Annotated in this window: 17 protein-coding genes; 13 read left to right on the top strand and 4 right to left on the bottom strand. The window is 69.7% G+C overall.

Annotated elements, in window-relative coordinates:
* Nucleotides 1-129 precede the first annotated feature (129 nt).
* The 3 genes from GF068_RS13950 to GF068_RS13940 are packed head-to-tail and all read left to right on the top strand — an operon-like array spanning nucleotide 130 to nucleotide 5,327.
* On the top strand, nucleotides 130-705 hold the full coding sequence (locus GF068_RS13950; RefSeq protein ID WP_338046381.1) for a DUF2760 domain-containing protein: 576 nt from the start codon (nucleotides 130-132) through the stop codon (nucleotides 703-705).
* A complete protein-coding gene (locus GF068_RS13945) occupies nucleotides 702-2,558 on the top strand; it encodes an Hsp70 family protein (protein WP_338046380.1) in 1,857 nt (618 codons plus the stop codon). Before GF068_RS13950 ends, GF068_RS13945 begins: the two co-directional genes overlap by 4 nt.
* A 9-nt stretch (nucleotides 2,559-2,567) precedes the next feature.
* The gene (locus tag GF068_RS13940; protein WP_153819820.1) at nucleotides 2,568-5,327 is read left to right on the top strand and encodes a hsp70 family protein; all 2,760 of its coding nucleotides are present in this window, start codon (nucleotides 2,568-2,570) and stop codon (nucleotides 5,325-5,327) included.
* Between the two features lie 18 nt (nucleotides 5,328-5,345).
* Here the strand turns inward: GF068_RS13940 and GF068_RS13935 are convergent, their stop codons facing one another.
* The gene (locus GF068_RS13935) at nucleotides 5,346-5,882 is read right to left on the bottom strand and encodes a pyridoxamine 5'-phosphate oxidase family protein (RefSeq protein WP_153819819.1); all 537 of its coding nucleotides are present in this window, start codon (nucleotides 5,880-5,882) and stop codon (nucleotides 5,346-5,348) included.
* A 118-nt stretch (nucleotides 5,883-6,000) separates the two neighbouring features.
* Between GF068_RS13935 and GF068_RS13930 the strand changes: the two genes are divergently transcribed.
* Both GF068_RS13930 and GF068_RS13925 read left to right on the top strand, forming a co-directional pair.
* Nucleotides 6,001-6,843 (top strand): nuclear transport factor 2 family protein, encoded by an 843-nt coding sequence (locus tag GF068_RS13930; protein ID WP_170319469.1) that lies wholly within the window; start codon nucleotides 6,001-6,003, stop codon nucleotides 6,841-6,843.
* A gap of 11 nt (nucleotides 6,844-6,854) precedes the next feature.
* On the top strand, nucleotides 6,855-7,418 hold the full coding sequence (locus GF068_RS13925; RefSeq protein ID WP_153819817.1) for a hypothetical protein: 564 nt from the start codon (nucleotides 6,855-6,857) through the stop codon (nucleotides 7,416-7,418).
* Nucleotides 7,419-7,436: 18 nt separating this feature from the next.
* Here the strand turns inward: GF068_RS13925 and GF068_RS13920 are convergent, their stop codons facing one another.
* The gene (locus GF068_RS13920; protein ID WP_153819816.1) at nucleotides 7,437-8,420 is read right to left on the bottom strand and encodes an NAD(P)H-dependent flavin oxidoreductase; all 984 of its coding nucleotides are present in this window, start codon (nucleotides 8,418-8,420) and stop codon (nucleotides 7,437-7,439) included.
* A gap of 179 nt (nucleotides 8,421-8,599) precedes the next feature.
* Here GF068_RS13920 and GF068_RS13915 point away from each other — a divergent pair, with 179 nt between their 5' ends.
* The 7 genes from GF068_RS13915 to GF068_RS13885 all read left to right on the top strand — a co-directional run bounded on the left by GF068_RS13915 (nucleotide 8,600) and on the right by GF068_RS13885 (nucleotide 14,252).
* A complete protein-coding gene (locus GF068_RS13915) occupies nucleotides 8,600-9,163 on the top strand; it encodes an OmpA family protein (protein WP_153819815.1) in 564 nt (187 codons plus the stop codon).
* 12 nt (nucleotides 9,164-9,175) lie between these two features.
* Nucleotides 9,176-9,865 carry a MotA/TolQ/ExbB proton channel family protein gene (locus GF068_RS13910; protein ID WP_153819814.1) on the top strand — a complete coding sequence of 230 codons (690 nt, stop codon included), beginning with the start codon at nucleotides 9,176-9,178 and terminating at the stop codon, nucleotides 9,863-9,865.
* 30 nt (nucleotides 9,866-9,895) lie between these two features.
* A complete protein-coding gene (locus GF068_RS13905) occupies nucleotides 9,896-10,336 on the top strand; it encodes a biopolymer transporter ExbD (protein WP_170319468.1) in 441 nt (146 codons plus the stop codon).
* Nucleotides 10,333-11,169, top strand: a complete 837-nt coding sequence (locus GF068_RS13900; RefSeq protein ID WP_206079471.1) for a TonB C-terminal domain-containing protein — start codon at nucleotides 10,333-10,335, stop codon at nucleotides 11,167-11,169. Before GF068_RS13905 ends, GF068_RS13900 begins: the two co-directional genes overlap by 4 nt.
* Nucleotides 11,160-12,503: a PD40 domain-containing protein gene (locus GF068_RS13895; protein ID WP_153819813.1), complete on the top strand. Its 1,344-nt coding sequence runs from the start codon at nucleotides 11,160-11,162 to the stop codon at nucleotides 12,501-12,503. Before GF068_RS13900 ends, GF068_RS13895 begins: the two co-directional genes overlap by 10 nt.
* 13 nt (nucleotides 12,504-12,516) lie before the next feature.
* Complete coding sequence (locus tag GF068_RS13890; protein ID WP_153819812.1) at nucleotides 12,517-13,317, top strand: ferritin-like domain-containing protein; 801 nt, start codon at nucleotides 12,517-12,519, stop codon at nucleotides 13,315-13,317.
* A gap of 131 nt (nucleotides 13,318-13,448) precedes the next feature.
* Complete coding sequence (locus GF068_RS13885) at nucleotides 13,449-14,252, top strand: hypothetical protein (RefSeq protein WP_153819811.1); 804 nt, start codon at nucleotides 13,449-13,451, stop codon at nucleotides 14,250-14,252.
* On the opposite strand, the gene GF068_RS13880 is transcribed toward GF068_RS13885, so the two are convergent.
* A complete protein-coding gene (locus GF068_RS13880) occupies nucleotides 14,253-14,996 on the bottom strand; it encodes a thioredoxin family protein (RefSeq protein WP_153819810.1) in 744 nt (247 codons plus the stop codon). It lies immediately after the preceding gene.
* A 308-nt stretch (nucleotides 14,997-15,304) separates the two neighbouring features.
* Between GF068_RS13880 and GF068_RS13875 the strand changes: the two genes are divergently transcribed.
* A complete protein-coding gene (locus GF068_RS13875) occupies nucleotides 15,305-16,117 on the top strand; it encodes a DUF309 domain-containing protein (protein ID WP_170319467.1) in 813 nt (270 codons plus the stop codon).
* 33 nt (nucleotides 16,118-16,150) lie between these two features.
* Here the strand turns inward: GF068_RS13875 and uvrB are convergent, their stop codons facing one another.
* Entirely contained in the window at nucleotides 16,151-18,313 is a 2,163-nt protein-coding gene (uvrB, locus tag GF068_RS13870; RefSeq protein WP_338046379.1) for an excinuclease ABC subunit UvrB, read from the bottom strand.
* Nucleotides 18,314-18,350 lie beyond the last annotated feature (37 nt).

Here is an 18,350-nt window from a genome sequence, read left to right as displayed (position 1 = left end):
CGCCCTTCCCCGCCTCCCCCGCGCCGATCGTCCAGTCTGAACCTCCGCTCCCGCTACCTCCCCCCAGCCTCGACAAAACCCGCTCGCCGGAAACTCCCACCTTCGCGCAGCACGCGTTACCCTTCCCGCGTGTCCGAAGAAGTCCCGCTCCCTCTCAGCACACGGCTCTGGTTCGCCTTCGCCTGCCTGGTACGTGTCCTCTTCGATGGCCGGTTCGCGGCGCGCGCCTTCAACGCCACCGTCCGGGCTCTCCCGCCGCCTGCGCCCGAGCCCGAAAAGCTCCCCGAAAAGGCCAAGAAACCGGAGCCGAAAAAGCCCGCCGAGCCCGACCTCTCCTCGGCCCTCTCCCTCCTCGCCCTCCTCCAGCGAGAAGGCAGGCTCGTCGATTTCCTGGAGCAGGACATCGCCACCTTCCCCGACGCCGAGATCGGCGCGGCCGTCCGCGTCGTCCACGAGGGGTGCCGCAAGGCCCTGCGCGAGCACGTGAAGATCACGCCCGTGCGCAGCGAGGACGAGGGGCAAAAGGTCACCCTCGAAGCTGGCTTCTCTCCCGCCGAGGTCAAGCTCACCGGCAACGTGCAGGGCAAACCTCCTTATCGGGGCACCGTCCAGCATCGGGGCTGGAGGGCCCTTGAAATTCATCTGCCCACCCCCACGGAGGGCCACGACCCCAAGATCCTCGCGCCCGCGGAGGTGGAGCTGTGACCGCTCGTTTTGTCGTTGGTATCGATCTCGGCACCACCCATTCGGCCCTCGCGTTCGCCGAGACCGCCGCTTCGAGCGCCCGCCCCGACGTCCTCCCCATTCTCCAGCTCGTCGCCCGCGGCACGCAGGAGGAGCGCACCCTCCTGCCTTCGTTTTATTACGCCGCCCACGAGAGCGAGGGCGCACAGGGTTTGCCCTGGGACGCCGAGCGCACCTTCGTCGTGGGTGAATATGCACGCACGCGGGGCATCGACGCGCCCATCCGGCTCGTGTCGAGCGCGAAGAGCTGGCTCTCGCATGCCGGCGTGGATCGGCGATCGGCGCTGCTCCCGCTCGGCGCGCCCGAGGATGTCGAGAAGATCTCGCCCGTCGAGGCCTCGTGGCGATATCTGGAGCACCTCGCCGAGGCCTGGTTGTACAAACACGGCAAAGAGTTTTCGCTCCCCGAGCAGGAGATCGTGCTCACGGTGCCCGCCTCCTTCGACGCGGCCGCGCGGGATCTCACGGTCGAGGCCGCGGGGCTCGCCGGGTTCGAGGACCTCACGCTCCTCGAGGAGCCGCAGGCCGCGCTTTATGCCTGGATCGACGCCGCGGGGGAGGACTGGCGCAAATACATCCACCCCGGTGACGTGATCCTCGTCGTCGACGTCGGCGGCGGCACCACCGATTTTTCGGCCATCGCCGCGACCGAGGTGAATGGCTCGCTCGCGCTCGAGCGCGTGGCCGTGGGGGATCACATCTTGCTCGGCGGCGACAACATGGATCTCGCGCTCGCCCACGTCGCGCGGCAGAAGCTCGTCGCGGAGGGCAAGGAGCTCGATCGGTGGCAGATGATCGCGCTCACGCATTCGGCGCGTGTGGCCAAGGAGCGCCTCCTCTCGGACGCGTCGATCCCGAGCTTGCCCGTCGTCGTGCCGAGCCGCGGCGCGAAGCTGCTCGGCGCGTCGCTCCGGACCGAGCTCTTGCAGGCCGAGGTCGCGAAGATCCTCGTCGACGGGTTCTTTCCGGTCGTCGCGGGCAATGCCCGCCCCGCGCAACGCGCGCGCGGCGGCCTCACCCAGCTCGGCTTGCCGTATGCGCAGGACCCGGGCGTCACCCGCCACCTCGCCGCGTTCCTCGGCAGGCACGCGCGCGCGCTCGATCGGATCGAAGGGTTTCCGCGGCGCGAGGGGTCGAAGGAGAACACGCTCCTGCACCCGACGGTCTTGCTCTTCAATGGCGGCGTGATGAAGGGCAAGGTCCTCGTCGATCGGATCGTCTCCACCTTGAATACCTGGCTCGAAGCGGACGGCGGCGCGCCGGTGCGGGTGTTGCCCGCGGCCGATCTCGACCTCGCCGTCGCGCGGGGCGCGGCCACGTACGGGCTCGTGCGCAAGGGCCGGGGTCTGCGTATTCGTGGCGGTACGGCGCGGGCGTATTACGTGGGCATCGAGAGCGCCGTGCCGGCCGTGCCCGGCATCGAGCCGCCGATCACCGCGCTTTGTGTCGCTCCTTTTGGCATGGAGGAGGGCACCGAGGCGGCCTTGCCGCCGCAGGAGCTCGGCGTGGTGGTCGGCGAGCCCGTGCGATTTCGTTTCTTCGGCTCCTCGGTGCGCCGGGACGACCCGGCCGGGCTCGAGCTCGAATCGTGGGGCGAGGGCGAGCTCGACGAGCTCTCGCCCATGGAGGTCACCTTGCCGGCCGACGGTCGTCGCGAGGGGGACGTCGTGCCCGTGCGGCTCCGGTCGAGCGTCACCGAGGTCGGGACCTTGCTCGTCGAGGCCGTGCCGATCGAGCCCCAGAAGCCGGGCGAGAAGTGGAAAGTGGAGCTCGGCGTTCGCGCGCACGGCGGCGAGGTCGCCGTGGAGGGATAGGTTTTTGCCATGAGCGCGCGGCGTATCGTCGGGATCGATCTCGGCACGACACATACCGTGGTCGCCTGGGCCGACCCGGCGAGCGCCGCGGCGCCCGAGGTCTTTCCGGTCCCCCAGCTCGTGAGCGCCGGCGAGGTCGAGGCCCAGCCGCTCTTTCCGTCGTTTCTTTATGCGCCCATTTCCGGGGAGGTGCTGCCCGATCCGTTCGGCGACGCGCCCTGGGTGCTCGGCGTCCACGCGCGGCGGCGCGGCGGTGAGGTCGCGGGCAGGCTCGTCGCCTCGTCGAAGAGCTGGCTCGCGCACGCAGGCGTCGATCGCACCGCGCCCATTTTGCCTTGGGGCGCGGGCGAGGACGACGAGGCATTGCCTCGCCTGTCCCCGGTCGACGCGGCTTCTCGGCTGCTCTTGCACATCAAGCGCGCGTGGAACGAGGCGTTCCTCGCGTATCCGCTGGAGAAGCAGGACGTCGTCTTGACCGTGCCCGCGTCGTTCGACGAGGACGCGCGTGAGCTCACGGTGGAGGCCGCGCGGCGCGCCGGGCTCGAGGTGCGGCTGCTCGAGGAGCCGCAGGCCGCCTTTTACGATTACATGGCCCGGGCCGGCAAGGACGAGCTCGCGGCGCTTTGCCAGCGGAGCGGCGGCGAGGCGCTCGTGCTCGTCTGCGACGTCGGCGGAGGGACCACGGATCTCTCCCTGATTCGTGTTCGTCCGGGCGAACAACGCGGGGCCATTGAAGTGGAGCGCGTCGCCGTGGGAAAACACCTCCTGCTCGGCGGCGACAACATGGACCTCGCGCTCGCGCACCTCTGCGAGAGCCGCCTCGTGGAATCGCCGGATCGGTTGCCCCCGGCGCGCTTCGGTCAGCTCGTGCTCGCCTGCCGGGCCGCGAAAGAGAGGCTGCTCGGCGGGGATCCTCCGGAGGACGTCGCGGTCACCGTGCTCGGGAAGGGCGCGCGCCTCATTGGCTCCGCGCTCTCCACGCGCCTCGCGCGTGAGGAGGCCGAGCGGGTCGTGCTCGACGGCTTCTTGCCGCCCGCCTCGCTCGCCGATCGCCCGCGCCGCGGCGGCAGCGCGCTCGTCGCCTTCGGCCTGCCGTACGAGCGGGACGTCGCCATCACCCGCCACGTCGCCCATTTCTTCGCGCGCCACGCCCCCGGCGCGCCCGCGCCGCACGCGTTGCTCCTGAACGGCGGCGTCTTTCGCGCCAAACGTATCCCCGAGCGGCTCGCCGACGCGATCGGGGCCTGGGGCGCCTCTCGTCCGGAGATCCTGCCACACGCGGACCCGGATCTCGCCGTCGCGCGTGGCGCCGTGGTGTATGGCCTGTCCCTGCTCGGTCGGGGCGTGCGTATTGGAGGCGGCTCGGCGCGCGGGTATTACCTGGGCCTCTCGGCGGGGGCCTCGGGGCAGCGGCAGGCCGTCTGCGTGGTCCCGCGCGGCGCGCGCGAGGGCATCCGTTATGACGTGCCCGGACGAACGTTCTCCCTCACGGTCGGCCGGCCCGCGCGATTCCCGATGTACACGTCGGACGAGGCGCTCGACCTGCCGGGCGCGGTCGTCACGCCGGATCTGGAGCGTTTCTCCGCGTTACCGCCCGTCTCCTCGGCCTTCGAGCCGGGCGCGCGTCCCGGCGAGGTGACCGTCTCGCTCGCGGGCGAGCTCAGCGCGATTGGCACGCTGGAGCTCGCCTGCGTCGAGACCGGCGCCGACGCAGGCCGGCGTTTTCGTTTGACCTGGGATCTACGCGAGACGAGCCCCGACACCGCCGTGGAGACCGAAGGCGGGGTCTCCTCGGGCAAATCGACGCGGCCGAGCGCGCCGGTCGGGGGCAAACGATTGGAGGACGCGCGCGAGGCGATCGCGCGCATCTATGGCAAGGGCCGGGCGGACGTCACGCCGCGCGAGGTGAAGGACCTCGTGCGCGAGCTCGAGCGGATCCTCGGCGAGCGGCCCACGTGGACGGCCGAGACGAACCGCGCCCTCTTCGACGTGTTATGGCCGGGTCACAAGGGCCGGCGGCGCTCGGCCGATCACGAGCGTGTCTTCTGGCAGCTCGCCGGGTACACGCTCCGCCCCGGCTTCGGGCACGTGCTCGACGAGGAGCGCGCGGCGAACCTTTTTTCGCTTTTCCACGAGCGCGTGGTGTTCGCGCAGGAGGCGCGCACCTGGCAGCATTTCTGGATCGCCTGGCGGCGCATCGCGGGCGGGCTCGAGGAGGCGGCGCAGGTGGCCATTCGCGACCTCGTCGATCCGTTCCTCGCGCCGAGCGAGAAGCGATTGAAGAAACCCAAGGGCATCCGCGCCGAGCCCGACGCGGACGTCGTGGACCTCGCCTCGTCCCTGGAGCGCGCGCCACCCGGGCGGCGGACCGAGCTCGGCGGGTATTTGCTGGAGCGGACCTGGACCGAGCGGGATCCGCGGATCTGGGCGGCGATCGGGCGCATCGGCGCGCGGGTGCCCGCGTATGCGAGCGCGCACCACGTCATCCCGCCGAACGTGGCCGAGCGCTGGCTCGACCACCTCCTGCGCGAGAAATGGGCCGAGATGCCCACGGCGCCGCGGGCGGCGATGGAAATGGCCAGGTTGACGGGCGACCGCGCGCGGGACGTGTCGGAGCGGGTGCGCCGCGACGTCGAGCGGAGGCTCGTCGCCGCGGGCGCGCGCGAGGAATGGGTGCAGGCCGTGCGGGAGGTCGTCGCGGTGGAGGAGGCGGATCGGGCGGCCTTTTATGGCGAGGGGTTGCCCGTGGGGATCCGCCTCGTATCGTGACGGCTCCTTTCGAGGCCCTCAGGCCGCGCGTTGCGTCTCCTCCTCGGGCCGGAGGTCGATCCGGCCGTGCCGCGCCGGAAAACCCGGATTGCCGGTCACGGCCGAGCGCACGCGGCTCACGATGGCCGAGAGCAGGCCCGCCGAGGGATCCCAGTACTCCGCGCGCTCGACCTCGACACGAAGGAGCGCGATGTCGGGCTCGTCGAGGCCACGCGGGAACCAGATGCGTAACATCGGGCTCCAGAGTTTTTGCATTTTCTCCTTGTTGCGGACGACCCGAGCCATTCCCGTGATCGAGACGTATCGATCGTTCTCGGGGTCGGAGTAGGCGACGTTGACGTGGTGGTCGGCGTTGATCTCGCGCACCTTCTCGGTCTCCGCGGACGTGAAGAACCAGAGCGCGCCGTCCTCGTCGAGGGCCTCGCTCGTGGCCATCGGGCGGCTGTGGAGGGTGCCGTCCTCGGTGGTCGTGGTCATCATCGCCACGCGGATGCCCTTCACGAGCCGCCTCAGCTTTCGCATCGCCGCCGCGTGACCATTGCCGTCTTTCGCCATGCCTCTCTCCCTCCCTTCCGCGAGACGCATAGGGCCAGGGAGGGCGGCGCGCGAGCCCCGCGCAGAGCCCTCGTTCCTGCTGCCCCTGCCCGGCCCGTTCGTGATATACGCGAGGGCCATGGAATGGAGCCGGGACGAGGTGCACGCGGTCGTGAAGAGCTCCCCCGACCGCGTGGCGGCGCACGACAAGGCAGGCTGGGTGGGGCTCTTCGCGGACGGCGCGGTCGTCGAGGACCCGGTGGGCGGCCCGCCCGCGCGCAAGGGCGCGGACGGGCGCGACGGCGACGACGAGCTCGGGCGGTTTTACGACGTCTACATCGCCCCGAACGACATCCGCTTCGAGGTGCTCGCGGACGTGGTGCAAGGGCTCACGGTGGTGCGCGACGTGAACATCGAGACGCGCACGCCGAACGGCGCGCGCGTGGAGCTGCCCGCGTATTTGATCTACGAGCTCGGCGAGGTCTCGGGCGCGCTGCGCGTGAAGCGGATGCGGGCCTTCTGGGCGCTGCGCGGCGTGACCATGAGCGCGCTAAGAGGCGGGCCGCGCACGCTGATCGCGATGACGCAGCTCACGGGGAGAATGCTGGCGATCCAGGGTTTTTCCAGCGTGTCGACGTACCTCGAGGGGCTCTGGCGGGGGATCTTCGAGCGAGGGCACGAGGCGGCGCGGGAGCTCGCCCGCGGGATCGGAGAGCGCGACCTCGCGGGGCTCCGGGGGCTCTTCGTGGACGACGAGCCGCGGATCGAGATCGATCCGGGCGAGCGATTCTCGTCCCATGGCCTCTTGAACGCCCTCGGGCAGGGCGCGTCGCTCGAGGTCGACGCGCCGATCTCCGCCGGGTTTTTCACGGCGTTCCGGTGCTCGCTCACGGCCTTGGGATCCCGGCGGCGGGGGATCGGGCTGCTCGAATTCGACCCCCACACGCGGTCCTGCGCCGAGGCGCGGCTGTTTCTGGAATGAAGGAGATCACGATGACGACCACGGCCTTCGATTCGATGCACGACGCCGCTCCGTCGCCCCTCTTCCCGCGTGATCGCCCGCTGCCTCCCACGCTCACCGTGCGCGCGGCGCGCGACGCGTATCTCGCGGAGAACGGCTTCACCACGGACGAATACACGGCCGAGACGTTTTCGTTGTTGATCCTCGGCGGGAGGTTCAAGGTGACGCTGCCGAACCCGCCGCCGCGGCGCTGGGCGATCCCGCTGCACGACCTGCACCACGTGGCGACGGGGTATGGCGTCGATCTCACGGGCGAGGCGGAGATCGGTTTATGGGAGCTCATGGGCGGATGCGAGACGTGGGTCGTGTACTTCCTGAACGTATCGGCCGCGATGCTGGGTGTCGTGCTCGCGCCGCGTCGTATGTGGAAGGCATACGAGGACGCGAGGACGGCGAGGGCGCTCTACCGGCAGGGCATGACGCTCGACGAGCTCCTGGAGATGCCGCTCGGGGATCTGCGGGAGCGGCTCGGGATCCCGCGCGAGGGGCTCGCGAAGGGGGAGCGCGCGGTCGTGGCGAAGCCGCGCGTGGCCTGAAAGACTGGCAGGACAGACCTATCCGCGGAACGCCGCGGCCCGGCCGGCGAGGTCCGCGTACGCGGCGTCGTATTCGGCGCGCATGCGGCCGACGAGCGTCTCGACGCGCGGCGCGTCCGTGATGCTCCCGACGCCCTGACCCGCGCTCCAGATGTCGCGCCAGGCCTTCGCGGCCATGTTGCCGCCGGAGCCGAAGTTCATGGTGGACTTGTCCGCGGAGGGGAGGTTGTCCGGGTCGAGGCCATTGTTCGCGACGGCGGGCTTCAGGTAATTGCCGTGGATGCCGGTGAAGAGGGACGAATACACGATGTCCTTCGCCGTCGTCTCGACGAGCATCTTCTTGTATTCGGGCATCGCGTTCGCCTCCTCGGTCGCGATGAAGCGCGTGCCGACGTAGGCGAGGTCGGCGCCGAACGATTGCGCGGCGAGGACGTCGCGGCCCGTGGAGATCGCGCCGGCGAGGCAAATCGTGCCCTGGTAGAAGCGGCGCACCTCGTTGACGAGCGCGAACGGCGAGAGCGTGCCGGCGTGGCCGCCCGCGCCGGCGCAGACAAGGATGAGGCCGTCCACGCCCTCCTCGACCGCCTTCTCGGCGTGCCGCACGTTGATCACGTCGTGGAGCACGATGCCGCCGTAGGAATGCACGGCCTTCACGATCTCGGCCGGCGGGCGCAGGCTCGTGATGATGATCGGCACCTCGTGCCGGACGCAGACCTCGACGTCGTGCTCGAGCCGGTCATTGGAGCGGTGCGCGATCTGATTGACGGCGAACGGCGCGACGCGCGCCCCGGGGTGTTCCGCGCGGTGCTGGGCGAGCTCGTTCTTGATGCGCACGATCCACGCCTCGAGCTGCTCTTTCGGGCGCGCGTTGAGCGCCGGGAAGGAGCCGACGACGCCGGCCTTGCACTGGGCGATGACGAGCTCGGGGCCGGAGACGATGAACATGGGCGCGCCAATCACGGGGAGCGTGAGGTGGCCTTCGAGGATACGGGGAATCGGCATGGTCGGGGTCCTCCGAGGAGAGCCCAAGAGGAGTAGGCGCTCTCCGCACTTCACGTCAAGAGGGCTGCGATCATGGCCTCTATACCCAGTCGTCGGCTTTCGCCAAATTTGTGCCCGAACCAGCGCGACGTGGTAAGCGCCGTGTCGATGGACGCCGGGGGCGTCCCGCCGGAGGAATCATGTCGCGTTTCAAGGTCGTCACCCTCCTCAGCACCACGCTCGCCGCGCTCTCGATCGGTTGTGGCTCGGACCCCGTCGCCGCGCCGAACACGGCCGCCGTGGCCCTGCCGGCGAACCTCGCGGCCACCGAGCCTCCCGCCGTGGCCGCTCAGGCCGCGCCCGTGAAAAAGGACAAGGCGACGCCGACGGCCGGGTCGGTCCACATCGAGGATCGTATCCTGAAGGTGTGCGGCGACATCCCGCGGGCGCGCTTCGCGTTCGACTCGTCGGAGGTCGAGCCGGAGGCGACGAAGGCGCTCGAGGCGCTCGCCCGGTGCTTCACGACGGGCCCGCTCGCCGGCAAAGGAATGAAGCTCGTGGGCCACGCGGATCCGCGCGGGGAGACCGAATACAACTTCGGCCTCGGCCAGAAGCGGGCCGGCAACGTGGCGGACTTCCTGGGCAAGAAGGGGCTCGAAAAGTCGCGCCTGGAGACGTCGTCGCGCGGGGAAATCGAGGCGAGCGGGGTCGACGAGGAGGGCTGGGCCCAGGATCGCAAGGTCGACGTGTATCTCGCCGACTGAAGAGGAAAAACCATGATCGATACGCCCCTCGAAAACGCCGCGGCGCCGATCCGCCTGGATCCGGTCTCGCTCGTCCTGCACGCGTCCGGGCCCGTGTTCGTCGTGGTCTGGATGCTGGTCGCCGCGGCGGTCATGGTCTGGGTCATCGCGCTCCTGAAGATGCTCCAGATCGGCCGGTTGAGCCGCGCGGAGCGGCGCTTCGAGCAGGAGGCGAAGCACGCGCTCTCGGCGGACGCGCTCTTCGCCGCGGCGAGCCGTTATCAGGACGCGCCGGGCGCCGTGGTCGTGCTCGAGCTCGGGAAGCGCGCGGGCAGCCCGAAATTGCTCGACTCCGTGGCCAAACGCGCGCTCGTCGATCAGGAGCAGCGGGCCGGCTCGCTGATGGCCTCGCTCTCCACGATCGCCGCGGCCGCGCCGTTCGTCGGCCTGTTCGGCACGGTGTACGGGATCATGGATGCATTCTTGCGGATCGGGCAGGCGAAGAGCGCGAGCCTGCCGGTCGTGGCGCCGGCGATCGGCGAGGCGTTGATCGCGACGGCGATCGGGCTCGCGGCGGCCATCCCGGCGGTCGTGGCCTACAACGCGCTGAACAAGCGGATCGACGCGCTGCTCTCGGCGATCGAGGCGGCGAGCGAGGGCTGGGTCGCGCTCGTCGCCGAGGTGCCGGCGACGCTCCCGAAGCCGGGCCCGCAAGGCCCCTGAGCCGCATTTCGACGAAAAGGAGGACGACCGATGGCCATGTCGAGCGGCGGGGGAAGGCGGAGCCGGGGAAAAGGGTTCGGCGATATCAACATCACGCCGCTCGTCGACGTGATGCTCGTCCTCCTCGTGGTGTTCATGGTGACGGCGCCCTTGCTCGCGTCGGGGCTGCGGGTCGAATTGCCGCAAGTCGAGGCCACGGAGGCGCCCGTCAAGGACACGAAGCTCGTCGTGACGGTGACCAAGGAGGAAAAAATCCTCTTCGGGGAGGACGACGTGACGGCGAGCGTGGAGGACGTGCTCGCGACGAACCCGCGGGTGCAAAAAGAAAAAGAGCTCTACATCCGCGCCGACAAGGACGCGCGGTACGCGGCCGTGGCACGTGTGGTCGCGGCGGCGCGCTCGGCGGGCGTGCTCGGGCTCAATTTGCTGGTCGAGCCGGAGCCGGACGAGGCGCGGGAGGCTTCGCGGTGAGCGCGGACGCGGCGGCGCGACCCAAGGGCGATTTCAGGACGCACGAGATCGCGATCGCCGTGATCTGCGCGGTGGCGATGCAAGGCGGGGCGCTCTTTTTGCTGCGCGCGGCGGACCTCGATCGTCCGGCGCTGGCGCCGGAGATCGACAAGGGGCCGAGCATTCCGGTGAAGGTGGTGCCCGTGCTCGATCTCGACGCGGCGCCGGCCTTGAAGCTCGGCGGAAAGCGGGATCCGGCGAAGCTGCCGGACAGGTGGCTGAAGCCTCGCGCGAAGCGCCGCGTGGAGGAAAAAGCGTTCGTCTCGACGAAGGCGGAGAAGACCGAGGAGGCCATTCCGCCGAAAGAGATCGAGGTCGCCGAGGCGAAGACGCCCGTGCCGCCGCCCGACGCGGAGCTCGCGAAGGTGGTCGAGACGCCGATCGCCGAGGAGCCTGCGAAGGTGGAGCCGCCGCCGAACGTGGATGAAAAAGGCCACGAGGACGGCGTGCGCGGCGGGACGGAGATGGATCCGCTGAAGGCGCGCGCGGTGGACATCTACCGGGAGAAGATCCGGGGCTGGTTCAGCCGCAGGTTCCGCGTCTCGGGGTCGGGTTTGTCCCCCGAGGAGATCACGAAGTTCCGCGTCGCCGCGACGGTGACGCTCTCGGGCGGTCGGTCGGTCGCGAGCTTCGCGATCGTATCGAGCGGCCAGGCGGCGTTCGACGCCGCGGCGCGGTCCGCGCTGGAGAGCGCGAGGGGGGAGGAATTGCCGCCCCCGCCCGAGAATTACCCGGACATCGTTCAGAGCCAGATATCGTTGACCTTCACCTGCACGCCTTCGCTATGCGATTGAAGAAGATCCTGCTTTTCGCCTTCGCCCTCTCGTCCCTCTCGATCGGCGCATCGAAGGGCGCGGTCGCGGACGAACCCGCGCCCCCGCCCGGGGACGCCCCGCCAAACCCGGAGGATCTGCTCGGGAACATCGTGGTGGTCGCGGGCGCGACGCGGCCTCTGCCGCGGATCGCGGTCCTGCCCTCGTCGAGCTGGGACGAGGAGGACGTGATCATGCGGAGCGTGGCGAGGCGTGATCTCGAGCTCTCCGGCGAATTCGAGGTGCTCTCGGACGACGACGCGCCCGAGGAGGCGTGGGGGGCGCGGGACCTCGATGTGTCGATCTGGGCGAAGAAGAAGGTCGAGGCGCTCGTGGAGGCGCGCGCGCGGCCCCTGCCGGCCGAGGGCAAGGTGGAGCTCCGGGCGCGGGTGTATCTCGTGCGGCACGGGGCGGCGGCGGTCCTCGACAAACGATTTTTGATCCCCGCCTCGGATCTGCGAGAGGAGGCCCACCGGATCTCGGACCTCGTGATCGGGGCGCTGACGGGGCAAAACGGCGGGTTCGCCAGCCGGATGACGTTCGTCACGGGGATGGGAAAGCTCCGGCGCGTCTTCACGGTGGACGCGGACGGGCACGATCCGAAGCCGGTCTCGCCGGTCGATGAGATCGCGGTGGCGCCTGCGTTCGGGAGAGGCGAGGAGCTCTACTGGGCCTCGAGCGCGCAAAACGGGGAATACCGGATCCGGACGGCGAGCGGGAAGGTCGTCGACATGCCGATCAAGGGCTCGGTGTACGGGCTCGCGTTCTCGCGGGATCGGTCACGCGTGGCCGTGTCGATCGCGGACGGGAGCACGATCAAGGTGTTCGTGGGCCCGGATTTCGCGAGCCTCTCGCCCGCGAGCGAGGTGGGCATGGCCCTGCGGCCGGCGTTCACGCCGAGCGGCAAGCTCGCCTATTCGGGCGAGGGGCGCTTCGGGCAGAGAATCTACGTGGAGGACAAACCAATCTCGCCGGACGGGCTCTTCGCGTCGGCGCCGACGTTCTGCAATCACCCGGACGGGGTGCGGGCGGTCTTCGCGGTGGGGGTCGGCAAGGATACGGACCTGGTCTCGACGGACGAGCGCGGGCGAGGCATGGTGCGGCTGACGCAGGGGCAAGGTCGCAATGGTTATCCGTCGTGCAGCCCCGACGGGCGGCTCGTCGCGTTTTTCTCGACGCGCACGTCGGGCGAGGGGCCCGGGCTCTACGTGATGCGGCTCGACGGGGGGCGGCCGAAAAGGATCTCGACGCTGGTCGGAGATTCGTTACGATGGGATCCGCTCCCGCCCGGGCGCGGCGTGGAGATGAAGAACTGACGAGTCAGGCGTGATGAACATCCCGATCCCGCCGGAAGGGACGGCGGAGCGCTGGGCCTACGAATACGTGACGAGCGAATCGCTCGCGCACAAGCTCGCCCCGCCGCCGGTGCCCGCGGGATGGGAGGAGGCGGCGCCCGCGCGGCGGATCGAGCGGCCAGGCAGGCCGAGCTCGCTCGTCATCGTGAAACGGGCGCGCAAGTCGCCGGGTCCGGACGCGATCCGGGACCCGGCGCGGAGGGCAGAGCTCGTGCACACGTTCCTGCATCACGAATTGCAGGCCGCCGAGCTGATGGCGTGGGCGCTGCTCGCGTTCCCCGAGGCGCCGCAGGCGTTCAAGAAGGGGCTCTTGCAGATCGCCGGGGACGAGATCCGTCACATGGCGATGTACGCGCGGTACATGGAGGGGCTCGGGCACGCGTTCGGGGAGTTTCCGGTGCGGGATTGGTTCTGGGAGCGGGTGCCACGCTCGACGTCGCCGGCGCATTTCGCGGCCGTGATGGGGATGGGGCTCGAAGGGGGCAACCTCGACCATACGGTGCGTTTCGCGGAGCGATTTCGCGCGATCGGAGACGAGGAGGGGGCGCGGATCCAGGAGATCGTCTGCGCCGAGGAGGTGCCGCACGTGGCCTTCGGGCTGCGGTGGTTCCGCAGGTTCACCGAGGGGCTCGATTTCGAGGCGTGGCGGGCGCATCTGCCGGAGCCGCTCTCGCCGATGGTGATGCGGGGGTCGCCGCTCAATCGAGCAGATCGCATTCGTGCAGGTTTCCCCGAGCCGTTCTTGCAGGAGCTCGACAAATGGGCGCCCCGTTGACGCTTGGGGGCTACGCTCGGACAGGCCGAGCTACGCCCCCAAACCCCCGAAACGCGTGGCTCCTGAACCTCGGCGCTGAGGTCGAGCTCGAAGACGCGCGCCGGACGCTGGGGGCCGAGGCGCGCGCGCGGATGCCGGAGCTCGTGGGGCGGCTCGGAGCATTGGTTCGTCCGGACGATCTCGTGCTGTTTGGCGCGCCAGACGAGGCGCGGCGCGCCGAGGGGGCCGCGGGAAAGGCGTGGTTGCCGACGCCACGCGCGCTCCTCGCGCTCGCGCAGGCAGGGGCGCGTGTGCCCGAGGCGCCGTCCTACGAGGTGCTGCGGCGGGTGAACGATCGGCGATTCTCGCTCGCGCTCGGGGCGACCTTGCCAGGGCAACGAATCGCGACGACGCTCGAGGAGGTGCGCGAGGCGCTCGCGGCGCCTTCGCCGGGCGGCAACTGGCTCCTGCGCAGGCCGCACGGATTCGCGGGGCGCGGGCGGCGGCGGGCGCGGGAGGACGAGGTGCTCGGCGCGGCGCGCGCGTGGATCGAGGCGTCCTTGCGCTCGTTCGGCGCGCTCGTGGTGGAGCCGTGGGTCCTGCGCGAGGCCGATTTCGGCTGGCACGGGTTCGTCTCGCGGGAGGGGCGGCTGTGGATGGGCGAGCCGACGTGGCAGGAGACGGCGCCGGACGGGACGTGGCTGTCGACGCGGCCCGCGAAGCCCGGCGAGCTCGGGCGCGAGGAGACCGAGCGGTTCGCCGAGGCCCTCGCGCAGGCGGGCGCGGCGCTCGCGGCGGCGGGGTATTTCGGGCCGTTTGGCGTGGATGCGTTCCGCTGGCGGGACGAAAAGGGGAGCTTGCAGTTCAATCCGCGCTGCGAGATCAACGCGCGGTATTCGATGGGGTGGGGGATCGGAATGGGGGAGCGCCGTCCGGATCTGGATCCGGAGGTGTGATCACATGGGCCGCGCGAGCTTGCGGAGGGCGGCGTCCATGCCGCCGAGGAGCGAGGCCGGGTCGTTCTCGTCGTAGAAATGCAAGAATTTCGGCCGCGGCGCGTGGACGTCGGCCAGGAGCGCGCCATCCGGGGCGAGGAAAAACGTGCGCGGGACGTAGGAGCCGTCGGGCGCGTACCGGTCGCCGATCGCGGCCTCGTCGTCGGGGTTCACGCGGACCATCACGAAATCACGGGCGCGCGCCACGATGCGCGGGTCGTGGAAGACGTTCGCGTAATTGCGGCAATGGGGGCACCAGGACGTGTAAAAGACGAGACAGACCGGCTTGTTCTCGGACTTGGCGCGGGCCATGCCGGCCTCGTAGCTCTGCCAGGGGATCTGGGCGTCGTTCCAGTTCTCGCCTTTTGTCCCATTTCCGCGGGGCGCTGCGGGAGCCGGGGCAGGCGCGGTCGTGACGGCGGGGGGAGCTGCGGGAGCGGTGGGCGCAGGCTCGGGGCTCACCGAGGCGGTCGGGTCTTCCCCCTTGCAGGAGCCGTAGAGCAAAACGCCGAGCATCACGACGGCGCCGATCGCCGCGGCGAGGCTGCCCCACGAGCCCTTCGCGGCAGGCTCCTTGCGTTTTTTACGTTCTCGCCGCGCCTGTCGCCCTTGATCCTTCGTCACCTGGGAGGTGTAGCCCCGAACGGACCGGAGGTCCACACACATCACGCGCAGGCGCACGCCCGCGTCGGGGGAGGACGCCATTGCAATCGTCGACCCTTCCATTGCCAATTTCGGCTCGCGGGGCGCCGCGGCCGCTCGGCTCGCCCGCGCATCGGACCCGCCTTCGACGGCGCTCCCTCGTCGCAGCCGGCATGTGATCCACGATGGTGATGCGGACATCGTGGTCTGTGTCACGTGCTGTCGGAGTGGACCGACATGTCGAATTTTCGACGATCTCGCTCCGCGGGCGCGCGTGGCACGAGGTTGTCCGGTCGCGGAGAGGATCGTGCAGGAGCACGTACCTGCCCTTTGAATCCCCACCCTGGTCGTGTATCGTCTCCCACGCCGCCATGGCCGACGACGCGAACGAAGATCGTGAAGGTGCCTTCAATCGGGGTCTCGAGGCGTACCGCGCAGGTTGCCATTTCGACGCCTACGACATCTGGACGCAGGTCTACCAGGACGAGCAAAACGAGACGAACCGCCGGTTCTTGCAGGCGATCATTCAAGTGACGAACGCGATGCACAAGGTTCGTCACAACGCGGAGCTCCGCGGATCGGTGCACCTGCTCGAACGGGCCCTGCTCAAGCTCGACGCGCTGCCCGACGTACACGGCGGCATCGATCTCGCCACGTTCCGCGACGCGACGCGTACCTGCCTGGCCGAGATCAAGCGCCTCCTGTCCGTCGCCCAGAAGAACCTCGAGGACGCCTTCATCCCACCGCTGAGCAGCGTGGGCGCAGGGCCCGTGCTCGAGCCACGCGTGTCACCGCCGTCGAAAGACCCGGAGACGCTCTTCCAGAACGGCCTCGACGCCTACCGCGCCGGACGTTTCTACGACGCGCACGAGCTCTGGGAGGACTACCGCCGCACCCGGCCGGAGTCGGACCCGTCCCGCGAGCTCGTCAAGGGCCTCGTCCTGGTCGCCACGGCCATGCACAAGCTGCATCGCGCCAAGAGCCCAGGCGGTGCAGCGCAGCTCCTCGAGCTCGCCCTCGATCAGCTACGCGACACGCCCGAAGGCACGCTGGGCCTCGAGGTCGGCGCCCTCGTCGAGGAGGTCTCGCGCGTGCACCACGAGGTCGAGGAGCTCGAAGCGAAGGGCGCCGACAGCAGCCCGACCCCGCAGAGCTACATCCCCAAGATCAAGCGCGTGGAGTGAACGCGTGAGGGCGAGCGAGAGGCCCGCCGCCGCTCAGCGGTAGCGGCCTCGGCCTGTGCTCGCCCCGCCACGCGCGCCCGCCTTCTTCGCGCCGCCGCCGCTCGAAGCGCTCGAAGCCTTCGCCCCGTTGCCCTTGGCCTTCGGTCGAGGTTTGGCCTTCGTCGCGGGAGGCGCGACCTCCTCGCCCGACTCCGCGAGCTCTCCCTTGAGCACGCGGAGCTGATCCCGGAGGCGCGCAGCCTTCTCGAACTCGAGGTTCTCGGCAGCGGCGAACATCTCGAGGCGCAGCGCCTCGATGCGCTCGGCGAGATCGGCGCCGGTGGGAGCCGCGTCCTTGCCCCCGGGGCCCGCGCCCTTCGCGCTGCCCTTGGGGACCGCGTAGTAGTCACGCGCGCCGGAGGTCGGCGAGAGATCGAGGATCGCCTTCGTGACCGTCGCGGGCGTGATGCCGTGCTTGACGTTGTACGCCGTCTGCACGGCGCGACGGCGGTCCGTCTCCTGGATGGCGTAGCGCATCGCGACCGTCTCGCGATCGGCGTACATGATGACCTCGCCGCGGACGTTACGCGCCGCGCGGCCGATCGTCTGGATCAGCGAGCGCGGGCTGCGGAGGAAGCCCTCCTTGTCGGCGTCGAGGATCGCCACGAGCGAGACCTCGGGCAGGTCGAGGCCCTCGCGCAGGAGGTTGATGCCGACGAGCACGTCGAACTCGCCGCGCCGCAGATCGCGGAGGATCTCCACGCGCTCGAGCGTGTCGATGTCCGAGTGCAGGTAACGGACCCGCACGCCGAGCTCCGTGTAGTACTCGGTGAGATCCTCGGCCATGCGCTTGGTCAAGGTGGTGACGAGGACACGCTCGTTGCACGAGACGCGCTCGCGGATGCGCTCGAGCAGATCGTCGACCTGGCCGGCGACGGGGCGGACCGTGATCTGCGGATCGGTGAGGCCCGTCGGGCGGATGATCTGCTCGACGACGACGCCGCCGGTCTTCTCGATCTCGTAGTCGCCGGGCGTGGCGCTGACGAAGAGGACGTTGTGGTAGTGCCCCTCGAACTCGTCGAACTTGAGGGGACGGTTGTCGAGCGCGCTCGGCAAGCGGAAGCCGTACTCGACGAGGGTCTCCTTGCGCGCGCGGTCGCCGCGGTACATCGCCGAGCACTGCGGGATCGTCTGGTGCGACTCGTCGATGATGAGGAGGAAGTCCTTCGGGAAGTAGTCGATCAAGGTGGGCGGAGGCTCGCCAGGCTTCCGGCCCGAGAGATGGCGCGAGTAGTTCTCGATGCCGTTGCAGAAGCCCATCTGCTCGAGCATCTCGAGGTCGTACATCGTGCGCTGCTCGATGCGCTGCTTCTCCAGGAAGCGGCCGGCCTTGTCGTAGAAGTCGAGCCGATCGCGGAGCTCCTCGCGGATGGAGGCGATGGCGCTGCGGAGCTGCTGCTGCTCGGTGACGTAGTGCGAGCCGGGGTAGATCGCGATGCGGTCGAGCGTGCCGAGCACCTTGCCGCGAACGGGGTCGACCTCCTTGATGGCCTCGATCTCGTCGCCGAAGAACTCGACGCGGATGGCGACGGTCTCCTCGTACGCGGGGAAGATCTCCACGACGTCGCCGCGCACGCGGAAGGTGCCGCGGTGGAAGTCGATGTCGTTGCGATCGTACTGGATGTCGACGAGCCGGCGGAGGAGCTCGTCACGGCGGAGCTCCTGGCCACGCTCCATCTTGATGAGCAGGCCGTGGTAGCTCTCGGCCGAGCCGATGCCGTAGATGCAGCTCACGGAGGCGACGATGAGCACGTCCGGCCGGGACAGGAGCGCGTGCGTGGCGGCGTGGCGCATCCGGTCGATGGCGTCGTTGATGATGGCGTCCTTCTCGATGAAGGTGTCGCTCGAAGGGACGTACGCCTCGGGCTGGTAGTAGTCGTAGTAGCTGACGAAGTAGTGGACGGCGTTGTTCGGGAAGAGCTCGCGCATCTCGCCGTAGAGCTGGGCCGCGAGCGTCTTGTTCGGGGCGAGGACGAGCGTCGGGCGCTGGAGGCGCTCGATGACCTTGGCCGCCGTGAACGTCTTGCCGCTGCCCGTCACGCCGAGCAGGCACTGGAATTTCTCGGACCGGGCGAAAGCTCCGCTGATCTCCTCGATCGCGCGAGGTTGGTCGCCACACGGGGTGAAGCCTGAGACGAGCTCGAAACGCCTTGACACGAGGGCGAGCAACCTAGTCGCCACTTGCAGCCCGTGC

The organism is Polyangium spumosum (assembly GCF_009649845.1).
GTDB lineage: Bacteria > Myxococcota_A > Polyangia > Polyangiales > Polyangiaceae > Polyangium > Polyangium spumosum.
This window is presented reverse-complemented; position numbering and strand designations above follow the sequence as displayed.